Origin of the sequence: Aliidiomarina sanyensis (assembly GCF_003987175.1) — a bacterium.
In the GTDB taxonomy this organism is placed as follows: Bacteria; Pseudomonadota; Gammaproteobacteria; order Enterobacterales; family Alteromonadaceae; genus Aliidiomarina; species Aliidiomarina sanyensis.
In genome coordinates this window covers 1-17,855 of the sequence record NZ_PIPM01000022.1, presented here as the reverse complement: position 1 = coordinate 17,855, position 17,855 = coordinate 1, and the positions used below count along the sequence as shown (strand labels likewise).

The window sequence follows — 17,855 nt, the reverse complement described above, 5'->3', positions numbered from 1 at the left end:
AGCTGCCGATAACTCATGTTGGAACTCACTTTTTTTGGTCGAAAAGTAAGACTACCACATGTCGGTAGCTGACCTCCTTTCGACCTATCCCATTACATGAGTGTTGCGGTTATTATCTGAATTCAGGTTCATTTTTTAGCCTTTGCGATTCTATACGACCAGAAACTTCAACAACCTTAAGCTCGCCAAACTTAGTTGACGACTCTTGTTTATCGGCAAATGGGTTTCTGGATTTTGAGTCTACGGTCGTTTGTGTTGTACTAGTGTTGTCCAGCATCTGCTTTACTTGACCCCAGCCATCCCAATCTTCTGCAGCGATACAACCAATTGTTAAGCCTGGCCTATGTAAACGAAACTCTGTTCTTCCTGTCGCATCATGCTTATCATCACCAAATTTTGAATCCATTGGCTCTAATCTAAAGAAATCTTCTCTGGGTGTATAAAGTATCGCATACCTTCCAGGGGGGATAGGATCACCATAAGGCTTGCCTCCTGAGATCGCCCCAATTGAAATTCTTTCTTTTGTATCACGATCTCTCATAGTCAATATATTTGAATCTTGATAATAGATAGCCCTAACTTCCCGCCCATCCGGATCCACAAACTTATACGGATTATTATTCGCATAAGCATACCGATTAAACATCATCGGATTTGACGGAGTAAAGCCTACTGGGTCATTTGAGTAAAACCGCCCAATCACTGGGTCGTAGTATCGTGCCTGCATATAGTTCAGGCCGGTGGCCGCATCACGAATATGTCCGGTGTACCCGGCCTGCTCGGCGTTGGCGCTGATGCCCTGCAGCTCTTCACCAAATGGTGAGTACTGCTCGCGCCATTGCACCACCCCACTGCTATTGGTTCCGCTCTGCGCGCTACCTAAAATATCGTGGTGCAGGTAGGTTATTACATTGTTTTTAATACGCGCGAGAGTTCCCTGCGGGCCTGCGATATAGTCTGCCTTTTCGCCTGCGTTCACTGCGTCCAGGTGAACCAGTGCCCCGGCACGGTCATACACAGAGTAAATGGTGTTACCATTCACCTGCTGCCTCACCCGCTTAAAATGCCCGTCGTACCGGTAGCTGCCATCGGCGCTTCCAATACCATTCGCGGTTCTAATTATGGTTTTCGCGAAAAAATTAATGATGTCGGAATGGCGACGTCAAAATTGATGCCTGCATCGCCAACTGCTGATTAAGTTTATTGAGAGCATGACTGCCGGAATAAGAAACAAAATGATAATGAAATTAAAGTGCTCTCGTTTTTCGAGCCCATGTCTTCGATAAAGTAATTCACGTTGAGCTATGACAGAGTCAATGGCATAAAAGGCCGGGACTGTGAATAAGAAGGGGAAACGTGGAAGAGAGTAGTTGTACAAAGCACGCAAAAAAGGACAGCTTTCCTAGCCATAATTAGATTCCTTTTGAAGATTTCGTTAGGTTATAATCTAATCTTGATGCTGAGGAAAGCTTTTTAACAAATCCGTACCCTTATCTCTAATCAATTACGTTCTTTACTTGCGAAATTAATTGTCACGAATCACCGTTGAAAAATCCCTGTGTTCCACGATCATCCATGGCTTCGGTAATCCGCCGGATACCTTGCATGTAGGCCGCATTTCGCACCGAAATACCCTCATCTTCAGCAAGCTTAAAACATCGATCCGCTTCATGCTGAATTCGCTCCCGCATGCGCTCGCTGACCTTGTCTTCCGTCCAGTAATCGCCCGTACGATTTTGAATCCATTCGTAGTAACTCACAATCACCCCACCGGTATTCACGAGTACATCAGGTAGGACAGGAATGCCGCGATCCGCCAGAATGGTATCAGCCTTGCTCGTAACTGGGCCATTAGCAATCTCCAGCAGCAGTTTAGCTTCCACATCTTGTGCATTGTCTTGTGTAATTTGATTTTCAAGTGCTGCGAGGGCTAGAACATCTACATCGAGTTTGAGGAGTTCGTCATTATCAAGGTGATCTACATTCTTTTCTTGTTCTACCGATTCTTCAGAGTAGACGATACCCTTTAGCTCTTTTGTCTTGTGTTTATGTTTCCAAATGGCGTGAATATCGAGGCCTTTTTCCGAGTAAACCGCCCCTTTTGAGTCAGAGACAGCAACCACTTTAAAGCCCAAATTCATTGCAGCGCAGGCAAAATAATACCCAGCATTGCCAAATCCTTGCACCGCGACCGTCATTTTTTTCGGATCTAAATCATTTCGATCGGTCCAAATTTTAAGAACCTGCAGTGCACCTTCACCCGTGGACGCGACCCGCCCCTGAGAGCCTCCAAGTCCCAATGGTTTACCGGTGATCACGGCAGGATACTGGCCGCGGGCGATATTGGAGTACTCATCTGCCATCCATCCCATGATGGTTGGGTTGGTATTAACATCAGGCGCAGGAATATCGGTGTCTGGGCCGATTACATCGTACATGGCTCGGATATAGCCCCGAGACAAGCGTTCGAGCTCCATGCGCGAGAGTTTTTTCGGGTCAACCCGCACGCCGCCTTTCGCTCCACCGTATGGTAAGTTGACAACGGCACACTTGATTGCCATCCAAAAACTCAGCGCTGTTACTTCTTCTGCGTCCACATCTGGATGAAAACGAATCCCCCCCTTTCCTGGGCCTCGTGTCATGTCATATTGAACTCGCCATGCTTGGAAAACTTGCAAGGAACCATCGTCCATCCTTACCGGGATGGCAGCCTCAATGACTCGCTGAGGATGGGATAAGCGCTGCTGGGCGTCTGCCGACGCATCAAGACGTTTGTAAATAAACTCGAGGCGACTTCTTGCATCGTCCAAAACTTTTGGGGTTTGGCCGTCACTCATAAACAGACTCCTTGTTGTGCGAACTCGAATAAAAAAGGCACCTTGAGGGTTCGCTTAGGTGCCTTCACTATAGTTTATTCTACGCAGGATGCCTCGCAGGTGATCAACTCATCATAATTTAGCCGCTATCTCAGCGCCTTGGCGGATTGCCCGTTTAGCATCAAGTTCCGCTGCAACATCCGCACCGCCAATCAAATGAACCGAAATACCAGCCTCTTGCAGTGGGCTTTGGAGTGCACGCAATGGCTCTTGGCCAGCACAAATAATGATATGGTCCACCTCGAGGATTTCAGTTTTCCCCTTACGCTCAATCTCAAGGCCCGCCTCGGTAATTTGTTTATAAGTTACCCCGTTGAGCATCTTGACGCCTTTGTGACGTAATGTATTTCTGTGAACCCAACCAGAGGTTTTTCCAAGCCCCGCCCCAACTTTGCTCTCTTTGCGCTGCAGCAGATAGACTTGACGTGTGCTCGGCTCTGCGAGTGGTTGCTCCAGTAATGCACCGCGATGTTGATAGGCTTGATCGATTCCCCACACAGCATGCCACGTCTGAGGCTCAAGGGTCGGGGACTTGGCGGTCGTAAGGTACTCCGACACATCAAATCCAATTCCGCCAGCACCAATCACGGCCACTTTCTGACCAACCTCTTTGTGATCGCGCAACACATCCAAATAGCCCAGAACTTTCGGTGAATCGATTCCCGGAATTGCGACATCACGCGGCACGACACCGGTTGCAAGAACGACCTCATCGAATTGCCCTGATTTGAGTGATTCAGCCGTCTGAGGACTTCCAAGGTGAACGTGCACACCAGCATCCGCAAGGCGGTTGCGGAAATACCGGATGGTCTCGTGAAACTCCTCTTTCCCCGGGATCTGCTTGGCATAGTTAAATTGTCCACCGATGTCATTAGCGGCATCAAACAAGTGCACCTCATGACCACGCTCCGCGGCAAAACATGCGGCGGACAGACCCGCAGGACCGGCGCCCACGATTGCTACTTTTTTGACGGTCGTCGCTGGCTGCATGGTGAGTTCCGTCTCATAGGCCGCCAATGGATTCACAAGGCAAGTCGCGCGCTTATTTTCAAATACGTGATCGAGACAGGCTTGGTTACAGGCAATGCACGTATTGATACGGTCCGCCTTACCCTGCTGTGCTTTCACCACAAAGTCTGGATCAGCCAAGAACGGGCGTGCCATAGAGACCATGTCCGCCTCCCCCTTAGCTAGGATCTCTTCAGCAATGTCTGGGGTATTAATTCGATTTGTTGCTACCACTGGTACATTCAACTCTTCTCGCAAACGCGCGGTAATCCAACGGAAGGCCGCACGTGGCACAGAGGTCACAATGGTGGGCACTCGTGCTTCATGCCACCCAATACCGGTATTGATGATGGTGGCACCGGCTGCCTCAATGGCTTTGCCAAGTGCAATAACCTCTTCAAGGGTGCTCCCGTCTTCCACTAGGTCAAGCATTGAGAGTCGGTAAATCAGGATGAACTCAGGCCCCACAGCAGCTCGCACTGCTCGCATAATTTCCAAGGGAAAACGAATTCGATTTTCAAAGCTTCCGCCCCAATCATCGGTTCGTTTGTTGGTACGCTGACAAATGAACTGGTTAATCAAATACCCTTCCGAGCCCATGATTTCGACGCCATCGTAGCCTGCTCTTTGCGCCAGCTTCGCGGCACGCGCATAGTGTTTGATGGTTTTCTTGATTTGCCGATCAGACATCTGTCTCGGTTTGAAGGGTGTAATCGGTGCTTTAATTGCACTCGGCGCAAGACTCAGGGGGTGATATGAATAACGACCAGCATGAAGTATTTGCATGGCAATTTTGCCGCCTGCGGCGTGCACCGCATCGGTGACGGTACGATGTTTGGGTACTTGCCAACGGTTGGACAACTGACTTGCGAAGGGAGCAAGCCGACCTCTTACATTTGGACTGATCCCACCGGTGACAATGAGTCCGACGCCACCACGAGCGCGCTGCGCGTAAAATTCAGCCAGCTTTTCGAATCCTCCGCGCTCTTCCTCCAGATTAGTGTGCATGGAGCCCATTAACACACGGTTTTTGAGTTGGGTGAACCCAAGATCAAGTGGCTCGAGCATATGCGGGTATGGCTTACTCATGAATCTATCCTTCTGGTCGTACCTCTAAACAGAATTCACTCTAGCGCCTAATTAAATTGCGTACAAGCACAGCTGTACGCTGAAGTCCTATCCATACTTAGCAAACCGTGTTCTTAATCCGAAATAGTGGATGTTATGTAAAGAGTTCGCTAACGTAGTAAAGTTATTCTCATCGTGAAAATTTCTATAGTAAGGGGCGTTTGAGTGATTAAACAGAGTCTGGCGTATGCGCTCGCTTTTATTACTGGGGTCATCGTAGCTGGTGTGCTCGGGTCTGTGGTACAGACTCAATTTAACTTACTGGCAATGCAAACCATTGGTCCACCGATTGATTGGAGCACGCGCGTTGAAGTCACCGGGTACGACTTGGTGAACTTCTCTCCGCTTCTGATGGGCATTATGGCTGCAACGTTTTTGATAGCGCTCCCCATTTCTCACTTGTTTTCTCGCTTCCAAAAACGGCAGTTCATTGCATGGTGTGCCGTGGGTGCAGGTGTGGGATTTTGGGCTGCGTTGCAACTGATTGATAACTTAGCCCCCATGCCCACACTGATTGCCGCGACGCGAACCACTACAGGAACCCTCTTTATGGTATTGAGTGCCTGCGCAGCTGGTGCAGTCTATGCCTGGTTGAGTCGCGCGTTGCGGCGACGTTTTCGAGGATCCGTTCCGACTGAAGAGGCTAAATCATAATGCGTTCTCCGATTACTTTCTTATGGCCAATCGCCGGACTTTTTTTTGCTTCAAGCGTTTCAACCGCACTTGCGGTAAACTCAGATGTGATGGCACGTCCAGCACTTCCAACCGAAGAAATTGAGTTTGAGCACCATATTTTCGCTAATGGAATCGCATTTCCATGGTCCATGAGCTTCCTACCCGATGGCCGATCCCTCGTAACGTCGCGCAGTGGCACCCTTTGGTTATTGGATGATGATGGAACTGTTCTCGATGATGTTACCCCTGACCTTTCTGATCTTCTAGTCGATGGTCAAGCGGGTTTGTTTGAAGTAGCTATCAGCCCAGATTTTTCGAGAGACCAAACGGTTTTCTTGAGTTACGCCTGTGGCACGATGCGAGCGAACAACACCTGTCTGGGGAAAGGCTTTTGGAATGGAGATACGCTCACTGATTTTCATGTGATATTTCGCGCCTTACCCGAGAAAACAGGAAGTGCCCATTACGGGGCGCGCATTGCATTTTTACCCGACTCAACGCTCCTGCTTACCCTGGGCGATGGATTCGATTACCGAGAAGATGCCCAGCGTCTTGAGAACCACCTAGGGACGGTCGTTCGTCTCGAGAAGGATGGAACCGTACCAACGGATAACCCACTTATCTCCAATCCCAAAGCGAAGCCAGAGATCTATACGTACGGGCATCGGAATGTTCAAGGGATTGCGTGGCATCCTGAACGACAACAAGTCTTTGTGAGTGAGCATGGTCCCCGCGGTGGTGACGAGATCAATTTGCTCCGCGCAGGCGAAAACTATGGTTGGCCCTTGGTGACTGGCGGCTCAGATTACACGGGAGCACGAATTTCACCCTACCGGACGCTTCCAGGACTCACTGGCCATGAGTTTGAGTGGACACCGTCCATTGCGCCATCCGGTCTGATGGTATACCAGGGAGCAATGTTCTCTGAGTGGTACGGTGATTTCTTGGTGCCTGCATTAGCCGCGAAACGCGTTGTTCGTATGCGCTATGACGAGCATACGTTGCAAGAAGTGGACGTCTTGTTTCGCGATCTGGACACCCGGATTCGCTACATTCTCGAGCATCCAGAAACCGGTGCGCTTTATCTGTTAACGGATGAATCGGATGGGAAAATTATTAAAGTGACTCGGAAATAAATTTTTTTGATCCCATTTTCGAGCCGCTGCGTTTAATCAGGTACAGCAAGTTTGCCGGCTTGCTGTACGCTAGCAACGAGCTTGAGCCAGCATCCCCTGCTGGCTCTTTTTTTACCCTTCACCCAGTGTCGAGCTTTCTTATTCACGGGCGAACTGCTTGTAATAATCTTTGCGCCCTGCGGGCGGCTCGCCAATATCAATCGCACCTTTCTTTAATTCCGCTTTTAACTGTGCTCGAAATTGATGGTAGTCCACCTCAACTGCATGTCGAGCGCCACCTTCAAAGGCGTAATGTGGATTAGCCAGCTCTTGCTCAATGGCCTGCTGCAATGGCTCAGGCCGCTGATAAGCTCCCTTTATTTCTTGCACCGCAAGCTTGGCCTGATAATCTGCCAGAGGCCAGATACATCCGAGCGGCTGAAATAGTCCAATGAAATACAGGCCTTGGTAATCCGGGTGCATCATTTTTAAATACAACGGCACCTGCTCTTGGTCAGCGACATCAAGAATCTCTACGTCAAGAAACGGAAATACCGTGCGAAAACCAGTGCAAGCGACAATGATATCAACCTCACAGGAATCACCACCGGCAAAGCTCACCTGCCGCTGATTAACCTGCTCAATCGCACGTTTGGGTATTATCCGTCCATGACGAATAAAATCGAGTAAGTCAGAATTCACCGTTGGATGGTGACTCAACACCAAGTTTTTTGGTTGTGGTAACCCATACGTGCGCTCGTAATTGCCTTGTAGCAGGCGAAGCAGCCACGTCATCGCTCGCTGTTTCCAGCGTTTGGGAAGCCATCGTGGAAACTTAGCTCCCAACACATCGCTAGGAACACCGAAAATAAACTTCGGCAAAAACCATTGCGGACTTCGGATACTCAAGTGAACTTCATCTGCAACCCGCGCCGCTTCAACAGCGACGTCACAGGCCGAGTTGCCCGCGCCAATGACCAAAACACGTTTGTTGCGCCAGCTGTCGTCCACCCCCTTAAAATCATGGGAATGCATGTAGGTTCCAGTAAACTCACCACCGAGCTCCGGGTGACGCGGGCACCAATGATGACCATTGGCTACCATCACATGACTAAAACGTTCCTCACATTCTGCTCCATTGTCATCACCACAGGAACGCCAACGGACTAAAAAGTCTCCCTCAGGTTGCGGCTGAACGTTGAGAACTTCGGTTTCAAAGCGAATTATCGAAAGCACATCAAAGTGAGCGGCATAAGATTCAAAATAGCGCCGCAACTGGTCATGGCTCGGGTAGTCCGGATAATGATCTGGCATCGGGAAATCTTCATATTCGGACCACGTCTTGGAGCTAATAATGTGCGTATTTTCATAAACACTGGAGTGTCCGGTTTTTGCTCTGAAAACCCAGTTACCGCCCACGCCATCATTTTTCTCGAAAACCACCACTTCAAAACCAGCGCGCAACACGTTTTTTGCTGCGGCTAACCCACTCGGGCCGGCGCCGATGACCGCGACACGCACGCACGACGATATGTGTTTTGATTCCGCACTCACCCATCCAATCCTTTTGTTCAATCTTATTAATCTCACTTAACCACAAGCAACATGTCCTTGGCAATTGTCCTCCACAGAGCACCCATTGGTCGCGCCTGACCAGTGGTCGGGCGAGCCAGCCGCGCGTAAGGTTTGCCCCTTGACTGTAAAACCTGATATAACGCCTAGTCAGCATCCCGTCGATTTGCCATGTGGTTATGACGCAAATCACGATACAAAAGAAAACAACAAGAACAGGAAGCACGCATGAGTACGGCTCGCGAACACTTTAGCTCTCGCATTGGATTTATTTTAGCTGCCGCCGGGTCGGCCGTCGGAATCGGCAATATGGTTGGATTCCCAGTTGCGGCCACGAAGAACGGTGGAGGCGCATTTCTTCTGATCTATGCCCTCTTCGTCGTCTTTATTTGCCTCCCTATTATGCTTGCCGAAATGGGTCTTGGACGAAAAACCCAAAGTGATCCGCATGGCGCATATACAGCTATCGCTGGTCGCAAGAGTCCGTGGCGATTCGCTGGGTGGTTAGCGGTATTAACCCCTTTCATGATCGGTGTGTTTTACATGGTCATCACCGTTTGGATTCTTGGCTATTTGGTCCAAACCTTATTTGGCAACCTAACGGTTATCGCGGACCCAGCCTACTTCGGCGTTTTTATTAACCATGGAAGCGTATTTGCCTATCTGTTAATGGTTGCCGCTATTGTCTACATGGTTCTAGTAAGTGGCGTACGCGATGGTATTGAACGGGCAGCTCGCCTTATGATGCCTGCTCTATTCGTCATGTTGCTTGCCCTCGTAGTCTTTGTGCTAACGCTCGATAACGCGATGGCGGGTGTGCAGTTTTTCTTGATTCCCGACTTCAGCAAAATTGATGGTGGCGTGGTCAGTGGTGCCCTATCTCAAGCATTCTTCTCACTTTCTCTGGGAATGGGGATTTTAATCACCTACGGCTCGTACTTACGCCAAAAAGACAATCTGGTGGGCGCGAGTAAGATGGTTTTGGTGACCGACACGGCTGTCGCGTTCACCGCAGGACTTATGGTATTACCTGCTATCTTTGCGATTAATCCAAATACTAACCCGGCAGAACTTAGTGAGTCGTCTGTGGCCATGATTTTCACATTCTTGCCACAGATTTTCCTCGCCCTCTCCGCAACGATTGGTTACGCGGGGGCAAGCGTTGTCGCGGTCATTTTCTTCCTGTTGGTCTTTGTTGCAGCAATCACTTCGCTCGTTTCAATTATTGAAGTTCCAACCGCCACCATTGTGCGGAAGTATTCGATTTCGCGCCAAAAAGCTTTGGGCGTATTGGCGCTGACCATGGGGGTTTTGACCCTAATCGCGACTGCTTCATTTGGGATGGTTAATTTCTTCACAGACTTCGTGTCTTACGGTGGATCAAGTCATTCATTCTTTGATCTGATTTACGACGTCTTTTACGACACGGTACTTCCATTAAATGGATTGTTGATTTGTTTATTTGTGGTCTGGCATTGGAAGAAAACCAACTTCCACGCCGCATTGAACGAAGGTGCAGTGAAATATCAAGGCGGGTTCTTGCAGAAATATATCAGTTTTTCTCTAACCACCTTTATTCCAGTTATACTTGCAATAGTCTTTATCAACACGGTGCTCGGAAAGTTTTTCGGCATGGCGTTTTTCTAGACCTTTCGCGGGTCAAACGAGGCGCCGTCTGGCGCCTCTTTTTTTAAGGTCAATGTGAACAGGGATATCACTTTACCCTCTGTGGCTCGAACACGACGCTTGGTCATCCTCGATGCTACACTGCCCATGCCGGTGCTTCCAACCGATGCATCCGTGTGCGCTCTCGATAGTCATGCAATCCGAAGTTTTCGCAGATACTTAGGGACCGAACACGGACTGGTTTACCTTGATATGCGTGACGGACTGCATGCAGATGCACTTGCAGCATTAGCCGGCACTTTGCGTGCAGGAGGTGCCCTCCTGTTGCATGTAGATCTAATCGCACCCGGGAACACCTTGCGCCGATTATTCGCGTACGCTGAAATCTACCCTTGTATCACTCGGGTAAGGACAAAATCGGAACTCGCAGCATTCCTCGAATCCTATCAACCCATCACGCAGAATGACGTTTTTCAGCTTACCGAAGAACAGCAACAAGCCTTTAAAGCGCTCAGTGCTTTGCAGGCTCATGTCATATCCGATAGCGCTTCACATGCACGATGCGTTGGTTACTTAGAAGCGCCTCGCGGGCGAGGGAAATCGACTCTACTTGGATTTTGGGTGGGCGAAAACGGTATACGTGCCACCTTTTGTGCGCCATCCAAAGATCAAGCGCATCAGCTCCTCAAGCATACAAACGACCAAGATTATCGTTTCATTCCACCAGATCAACTTCAAACGTGGATACCTCGGGAGCGCGAGTGGTTAATTATCGATGAGGCCGCCAGCATTCCTGCACATATTCTTCGAGGTATTTTGCACCGCGCTCCCCGACTCATTCTGGCATCGACATCTGAGGGATATGAGAGTGCGGGTCGCCATTTTTCACTCCGTTTAAAACACCAACTTAATGAGCATTATGAGCGGGTCGAACGTCTCACACTCAGCAAACCCATTCGGTGGGATAGCCATGATCCTCTCGAATCCTTGATCAACGCCACCTTTTGTTTACATGCGAGCCAATCCACGTCGAAAGTCACAACACATCGGCTCATCGGTTCGGTGAAACAATTGTGCATCCGCTTCGCGAAGCCGACTGATTTATCCCTCAATGAATTTTCTCATGTGTTCTCATTATTGATGGCGGCCCATTATCAAAGCTCCCCAAATGATGTGCGCATGCTGTTGGAGGACAAACAGCAGCAACTCATTCTCGGATACATAAACGATGAACTGATCTGTGCATGCTGGTTGAACTTCGAACTGCCACTCAGCGCGAGCCTCAGCGAAGCAGTTTCTCAAGGACGGCGACGTATCCCTGGGCACCTGCTGGGACAGTCACTTGGGTATCATTTGCAAGAACATTTATTGATGCAAAAATCATATGCTCGAATTGTGCGCATTGTGGTGGAGCCGGAGCAGCAAAGAAAAGGTTTAGGCAGTGAGTTTCTAAGGCGCATCGTTGAGTACTTTAAAACTGCCGGATACTTCGCACTCGGCACTAGTTTTGGAGCGAGTCATGAGCTGGTGCGCTTTTGGCGTCAACATGATTTTCAATTAATCCGCTTTGGCCACAAGGCCGATGCCGCAAGCGGATTTGTGTCTGCCCTGATGCTCGCGCCACTCACTCAATCCGCGGTTGCAGAAATAAAGCGATTACATCACAGGTACATGCTGCTTCTTCCTTTTCAGGCCATCAAACAGCCTAACGATGGCTTTTTTTACGTCTTACCAGCAGAGCACCTCGCCACTGCCGACCAAGAACTACTTCTCGCACATTTAAAGAAGATCGTTGCGGCGTTTTGCTCCGGATGGATTCCATTTCCGACCGCTCAACCCGCGTTGGCTGCTGCAGCGCATTACCAACTTGTGACATTTCCAGATTCGCACGACGCACTGCTACATGATGCCCTCTTTACGGCATCGTCATTGCAGGAACTCGCTAAATCATACGGGTTTAAAGGTAAGAAAGATGTCGAACAAACCCTTCGTGAAGTTTGTACCCAAGCTCGCCTCGGTTTATAGTGGTAATATTGTGTGCAAGACAGCATATAGCCGCGAAGTAACAATTGAACGTCTCAGTTTTTCGAACGTAGAGAGACTGATTTTTACACGGCACCGCCCACGTAGATGCGCATCGAGCTCCGCGCGGATCAGTGGGCTTTTTTGCAGCAACGACTCATAGCCTTCTTGGGCAGAAAATGATCGACAAATGATTGCATTTAGACACGGGCGTAGGCACAATCGCGCCCGTTTTATATCCACAACCCACTTAAAAATCAGGGGTGAATATTATGTCTCGAGTTTTAGTGATTGGCGCGGGTGGCGTGAGCTCCGTGGTTGTCAAAAAATGTGCGATGCTCCCAGAGTATTTTGATGAAATTCATCTTGCATCGCGGACCTTAGCGAAATGTGAGCGCTTGCAAGCCGAAGCGGGCAAAGATCGCGTCGTTGGTGTCTATCAAGTAGATGCGGATAACGTCGATGAACTCGTTGCGCTGATTGAAAAAGTACAACCTGCGTTGGTCATCAACGTAGCATTGCCATACCAAGATCTGCCCATCATGGATGCATGTCTCGCAACCGGCGTGCATTATTTGGATACCGCAAACTACGAGCCAAAAGACGAAGCGAAGTTTGAGTATAGCTGGCAGTGGGCCTACCACGATCGCTTTAAAGAAGCGGGCCTCATGGCACTCCTTGGCTCTGGCTTTGATCCAGGCGTGACCAATGTGTTTACGGCGTACGCGGCAAAGCATTACTTCGATGAGATTCACTACCTCGATATCGTGGATTGCAATGGCGGTGATCACGGTCAGGCGTTCGCGACCAACTTTAACCCTGAAATCAATATTCGTGAAATCACCCAGCGTGGTAAATACTGGGAAGACGGCGAGTGGAAAGAGACCGATCCAATCAGCGTTCGTAAAGATCTCGATTACCCAGGTGTAGGTGTTCGCGCCTCCTACTTGCTATTCCATGAGGAACTAGAATCAATTGTTAAGCATTTCCCAACCATCAAGCGTGCACGCTTCTGGATGACCTTCGGAGATGCCTATCTGAATCATCTTCGCGTCCTTGAGGGCATCGGCATGACTTCAATCCAGCCGATTGATTTCAATGGCCAACAAATTGCACCGCTTGAGTTCTTAAAAGCTGTGTTGCCAAACCCAGGCTCACTGGCGGAAGGATACGAAGGGCTGACCTGTATCGGTACCTACATCACAGGAATCAAGGATGGGAAAGAGAAAACTATCTTTATCTACAACAACTGTGACCACGCAGCCTGTAATCGGGAAGTTGGCGCACAAGCGGTTTCTTACACCACCGGTGTTCCAGCCATGATTGGCGCGTCACTTATGCTCGAGAATATCTGGATGAAACCTGGCGTGTGGAATATGGAGCAGTTTGATCCGGACCCGTTTATGGATCGCTTGAACAAATACGGTTTGCCATGGCAGGTCGTTGATGTTGAAAAAAATCCATTAGCCGACGATTAAGAGGCGTGGTCATGAGTAATCCGTATCTTTCGGCTACCATCCCCTCACCCTGTTATGTGATGGATGAAGCTAAACTTAAGGCAAACCTTGAGTTGATGAAACGCGTGCAAGAAGAAAGTGGTGCCACCATCATTCTTGCACTGAAAGGCTTTTCGATGTGGAGCACTTTTCCACTCGTAAAACAGTACCTTAAAGGCTGCACGGCAAGTTCTGTCTGGGAAGCTGAGCTTGCTGCAGATACCTTTGGCGGTGAGGTCCATGCTTATTCCCCAGCGTACAAGCCGAATGATATGGAAGCACTGCTGAAGCACTGCTGTCACATTTCTTTCAACAGCTTAACCCAATGGGCGCAATACCGTGACCAAGCGAAAGCAAGCGGAACGTCGATTGGGCTGCGGATTAATCCCGAGCATCAAGAAGCCGAGACCGAACTCTATGATCCATCAGCGCCTGGCTCACGCCTTGGTGTTCCGGCGGCGCAGCTCGAAGGGGTTGATTTGACCGACGTGGAAGGATTTCACGTTCACAACCTGTGTGAATGTGATTCGTTCGCGCTCGAGCGAACTTTGGCAGCTGTAGAAGAGAAATTTGCCAAATGGCTTCCCAAAATGAAGTGGCTAAACCTTGGAGGCGGTCACTTAATGACACGCAAAGGGTACGATGTTGACCACCTCATCGCACAGCTGAAGCGTTTGCGTGAAACCTATGATCTCGACATCATTTTAGAGCCGGGTTCTGCGGTTGCTTGGCAAACCGGTCCGCTTGTCACCGAAGTGGTGGACATCGTGGAAAACCAAGGAAAGATTGCGATTCTCGATATCTCGGCGACGGCGCACATGCCCGATGTGCTAGAAATGCCCTATCGTCCCACCATCACGGGTGCGGATTTACCAGGCGTTAAGGCGCATACCTATCGTCTGGGTGGCAATAGCTGCCTAGCGGGCGATGTGATTGGTGAATTCAGCTTCGACCATGAATTGAAACCGGGCACGCGCATTATTTTCGAGGATATGATGCACTACACCATGGTGAAGACAACGTTTTTCAATGGAGTCGAGCACCCGAGTATCGGAATCCTGCAAGAAAACGGTGAATTCCGATTAGTCCGCCAGTTTAACTATCAGGACTTTAAATCTCGGTTGTCCTAAAACGAGCGTGGTGGTGATTTAAAGGACAGCCATTGAGCTAAACCTTCAAGCACTAGATTAGGCCTTTCAATGACTTGCGTTTTTGCGGCGATTTGAAGGGCCTTTTTATTGATTAACCCACTGTCACCGCCTGTAAACCAAAGACAGTCTGGTGGGCTTCCAAGAGCTTCCTCTGCGGATTGAATTGCAGTATGAGCAAAGCCTTGCAAACTGGCTTGGCAGCCAAGATGAATCGCGGCTTCTGTTCCTTCCCCTAAAATCGCATCTGGCACGTTATCACTCACACGCAAACGTGTGCTTTTCTGAATCAAGGACTCTTGCATCAAACGGAAGCCTGGTGCGATCCAACCCCCACGATGATGTCCGTTTGCGTTTAGGACATCCAATGTGACTGCTGTACCCGCATCGATAATAGCGTGCGACTGCGCCGCTTGATTGGCACCATGGTATCTTGCAGCGAGCAAAGTTAACCACCGATCAACGCCAAGGCGCGATGGATCGACATAACATAAAGTTATACCGAAGCCCTGTTCGGGGCTTGCCTCAAGCAATTCAACGCCTGAATCCGCAAGCGCATGACGGAGATCGAGTACTGTCTGGGGTGGAGCAACACTAGCGACTCCGACAAAGGTAGGGGCTACATGCAGGATGAGATCGGTTAGCTGTGCAAGGTCATGACCCGACCCTACTAAGGTGACCTGATACTCGCGGTCTACAGACCCGAGCTTCCAGCGCGTATTCCCAAATTCAAGAACGAGGTTTTCGGACACTAATTTCACCCCCAAAATAGCGCTTTAAACCATCCTCTTGTTGCACAAGAAAAGCGCCCATATCATCAATGCCCTGACCAATACCGACATGCTCATGTTGACCCAATAGCACGCGCACCGGTTGGTTATAAAAATGGTCAAAGCGACGCCATGTAGCCAGCACATTCGCGAGTCCCTCCACATCGTGCCCTCGGAGCGCATGCACGCACCGGTGCATGATCAATGCAGCCCAAAGATTCCGGTCCATCGGGGCCTCAAGATTTGCTTCAATACTAGTAAAAGGTTGGTCAATGAGTGCAGATTCCTCTGGCATCGCGAGATTAATACCCATGCCAATAATAGCGTCTCCCTCGCCCATAGCTTGCCCCTCAAGCTCTACCAGAATACCCGCTACTTTCTTCCCTTTGATGTAGACGTCATTCGGCCACTTAACAGAAACATCCTGAATGCCCGCCTGATCAAGTTCACGAGCGAGTGCTAAACCAAGTGCAACACTCAAGCCCGTGGCTGAGTTTAATCCATCCTTGAGCGGCCAGTACATCGAAAGATATAGATTCGTACCGAAAGGAGAAAACCAAGGCCGTCCGCGGCGTCCGCGTCCCTTCGTTTGCATCTCTGCAAGGACACTAAAACCAGCCTCTAAGGGTTCAGGCGAATTTGTTAACAAACGTTTTAACTCATCGTTGGTGGAATCGATAACATGTAAAAGCTCAAACGGTAAGTTTCGACTCACGTAGGGTAGGTTCCCGCGGATTTCATCTCCGTCCAAGAGTTGGATTGGCTTCGCTAGTCGATAGCCTTTGCCGGTCACGCGGAACACATCGACTCCAAGTTCACCAAGCTTTTTCATTCGCTTATTCACCGATGCACGGGAAATACCAACCGCTTGACCAAGTACTTCACCCGAGTGAAATTGACCGTCTGCTAGTGTGCGCAACAAGGTCGAATCGATATCCTTACGTTCCACGGTGTAACCACTCCTTTGAATTTAAAAGCTTGTCCTTTTCTAGTAGTCGAACCTCCGGCTCGAGCATAACACCATAACGAGAATGAACCATTTCCACAATGTGCTGGGCCAAGCCACAGAGATCATCACCTGTCGCGCCATTCCGGTTTACGAGGACTAGCGCCTGTCGATCATGCACTCCAGCTCCACCAAAACTAAACCCCTTCAGCCCGATGCGATCAATGAGCCAGCCAGCGGCAATCTTTCCATGTGTTTCACTCACCGGATAAACCGGTATCTCTGGATATTCTTTTTGCAACATATGGATATGGTCCATCGTGACCACTGGGTTCTTAAAAAAACTGCCTGCGTTAGGAATTAAGGCCGGATCCGGTAACTTTGCTTGGCGCACCGCAATTACTCGTTCCATGATCTCAGTAGGCGTGGCTTCATGAGAAAGTGAGCGTAAGTCTGGATACGTCAGAACTGGCTTCCATGCTTTAGGAAGCAAAAAGGTGACTCGTGTAATTAAAAGATGCGCAGATTCAGGTCGTTTGAAAAAACTCTCCCGATACGCGAACTGGCATTCCGCTGGGGTTAGAGTAGAGAAGGACTTCGTTTTCAAATTAAAGACTTCGACGTGCTCGATGAAATCACTGATCTCAACACCATAAGCCCCAATGTTTTGCACAGGAGCAGCTCCAACACTCCCGGGGATCAGCGCTAAATTTTCAAATCCTGGCATACCTTGAGCGAGCGTAAACACAACGAGATCATGCCAGTTTTCACCCGCAGCGACCTCAAGCCGCCATGCATCAGGTGTTTCTGTTCTTACAATCCCACGCAAACGGACCGATAGCACAGTACCCAAGTAATCTTCGGTAAAGATAGTATTTGTACCTTCACCCAAAATCCAAAAGGGCTCTGATATCTCAAGCTTGGTGAGATCCTCGCGTGTGTTCACCGCGATAACGCCTCGCGCGTGAGCGGGTAAACGAAAACTGTGGAGCGCTTGAACTGAAACCATGAGCCGCAAATTATAAGCAATAGAATGGGAAAGATTGTAACACCGAGCGATATACCAGGGAGAATTTCTTTAATAAATTACAACTTTTACGCAATTGCGTACAAAGCAAATTCTCTTGACGTAGCCAACGCACCGCGTTGGGAGCGTAATTAAATACACCACCAAGACTTATGCATTGAATTGATGTAGCCAACGCACCGCGTTGGGAGCACAATTGAATACATCACCAAGACTTATGCATTGCATTGATGTAACCAACACATGGTCCATAACGGGGTATTAAAAGGTCTGGCCCAACGCGCCGTTACGGAACGTGCGTTGGCTACGGTAGGACACACAGATGTGAAACAAATAAAAAAGCCCCTCGCTTTCGCGAAGGGCTATTTTATTTGGATGCCTGGCGGTGTCCTACTCTCACATGGGGAGGCCCCACACTACCATCGGCGCTGACATGTTTCACTTCT

13 protein-coding genes are annotated in these 17,855 nt (G+C 49.3%); 6 read left to right on the top strand and 7 right to left on the bottom strand.

What is annotated here, in order from left to right; all coding sequences use genetic code 11:
• Positions 1–112 precede the first annotated feature (112 nt).
• The 3 genes from CWE11_RS12195 to CWE11_RS11635 form a co-directional block, all read right to left on the bottom strand.
• On the bottom strand, positions 113–1,102 hold the full coding sequence (locus CWE11_RS12195) for an RHS repeat-associated core domain-containing protein (RefSeq protein ID WP_476692297.1): 990 nt from the start codon (positions 1,100–1,102) through the stop codon (positions 113–115).
• Positions 1,103–1,532: 430 nt separating this feature from the next.
• Positions 1,533–2,837: a Glu/Leu/Phe/Val family dehydrogenase gene (locus CWE11_RS11640; protein WP_126777800.1), complete on the bottom strand. Its 1,305-nt coding sequence runs from the start codon at positions 2,835–2,837 to the stop codon at positions 1,533–1,535.
• Positions 2,838–2,948: 111 nt separating this feature from the next.
• Positions 2,949–4,973, bottom strand: coding sequence for an NADPH-dependent 2,4-dienoyl-CoA reductase (locus CWE11_RS11635; RefSeq protein WP_126777799.1), 2,025 nt, complete (start codon positions 4,971–4,973; stop codon positions 2,949–2,951).
• A 204-nt stretch (positions 4,974–5,177) separates the two neighbouring features.
• Between CWE11_RS11635 and CWE11_RS11630 the strand changes: the two genes are divergently transcribed.
• Both CWE11_RS11630 and CWE11_RS11625 read left to right on the top strand, forming a co-directional pair.
• A complete protein-coding gene (locus tag CWE11_RS11630; protein ID WP_126777798.1) occupies positions 5,178–5,666 on the top strand; it encodes a hypothetical protein in 489 nt (162 codons plus the stop codon).
• Positions 5,666–6,823 carry a PQQ-dependent sugar dehydrogenase gene (locus CWE11_RS11625; RefSeq protein WP_126777797.1) on the top strand — a complete coding sequence of 386 codons (1,158 nt, stop codon included), beginning with the start codon at positions 5,666–5,668 and terminating at the stop codon, positions 6,821–6,823. The genes CWE11_RS11630 and CWE11_RS11625 overlap by 1 nt, the downstream gene beginning before the upstream one ends.
• A 138-nt stretch (positions 6,824–6,961) precedes the next feature.
• On the opposite strand, the gene CWE11_RS11620 is transcribed toward CWE11_RS11625, so the two are convergent.
• Positions 6,962–8,356 (bottom strand): flavin-containing monooxygenase, encoded by a 1,395-nt coding sequence (locus tag CWE11_RS11620; RefSeq protein ID WP_241971793.1) that lies wholly within the window; start codon positions 8,354–8,356, stop codon positions 6,962–6,964.
• Between the two features lie 246 nt (positions 8,357–8,602).
• On the opposite strand from CWE11_RS11620, the gene CWE11_RS11615 reads away from it, so the two are divergent.
• The 4 genes from CWE11_RS11615 to nspC all read left to right on the top strand — a co-directional run bounded on the left by CWE11_RS11615 (position 8,603) and on the right by nspC (position 14,648).
• Positions 8,603–10,021, top strand: coding sequence for a sodium-dependent transporter (locus CWE11_RS11615; RefSeq protein WP_126777796.1), 1,419 nt, complete (start codon positions 8,603–8,605; stop codon positions 10,019–10,021).
• A 54-nt stretch (positions 10,022–10,075) separates the two neighbouring features.
• Complete coding sequence (locus CWE11_RS11610; protein WP_126777795.1) at positions 10,076–12,025, top strand: GNAT family N-acetyltransferase; 1,950 nt, start codon at positions 10,076–10,078, stop codon at positions 12,023–12,025.
• A 269-nt stretch (positions 12,026–12,294) separates the two neighbouring features.
• A complete protein-coding gene (locus CWE11_RS11605) occupies positions 12,295–13,500 on the top strand; it encodes a saccharopine dehydrogenase family protein (protein WP_126777794.1) in 1,206 nt (401 codons plus the stop codon).
• Positions 13,501–13,511: 11 nt separating this feature from the next.
• Positions 13,512–14,648: a carboxynorspermidine decarboxylase gene (nspC, locus tag CWE11_RS11600; protein ID WP_126777793.1), complete on the top strand. Its 1,137-nt coding sequence runs from the start codon at positions 13,512–13,514 to the stop codon at positions 14,646–14,648.
• Here the strand turns inward: nspC and CWE11_RS11595 are convergent.
• From CWE11_RS11595 to murB, 3 genes are read right to left on the bottom strand one after another with little or no spacing between them, the layout of a single operon-like run.
• Entirely contained in the window at positions 14,645–15,418 is a 774-nt protein-coding gene (locus tag CWE11_RS11595) for a type III pantothenate kinase (RefSeq protein WP_157981353.1), read from the bottom strand. The two genes, nspC and CWE11_RS11595, sit on opposite strands and share 4 nt — an antisense overlap.
• Entirely contained in the window at positions 15,396–16,385 is a 990-nt protein-coding gene (gene birA, locus CWE11_RS11590) for a bifunctional biotin--[acetyl-CoA-carboxylase] ligase/biotin operon repressor BirA (protein WP_126777791.1), read from the bottom strand. Before birA ends, CWE11_RS11595 begins: the two co-directional genes overlap by 23 nt.
• Entirely contained in the window at positions 16,375–17,391 is a 1,017-nt protein-coding gene (gene murB / locus CWE11_RS11585; protein ID WP_126777790.1) for a UDP-N-acetylmuramate dehydrogenase, read from the bottom strand. The genes birA and murB overlap by 11 nt, the downstream gene beginning before the upstream one ends.
• Positions 17,392–17,855 lie beyond the last annotated feature (464 nt).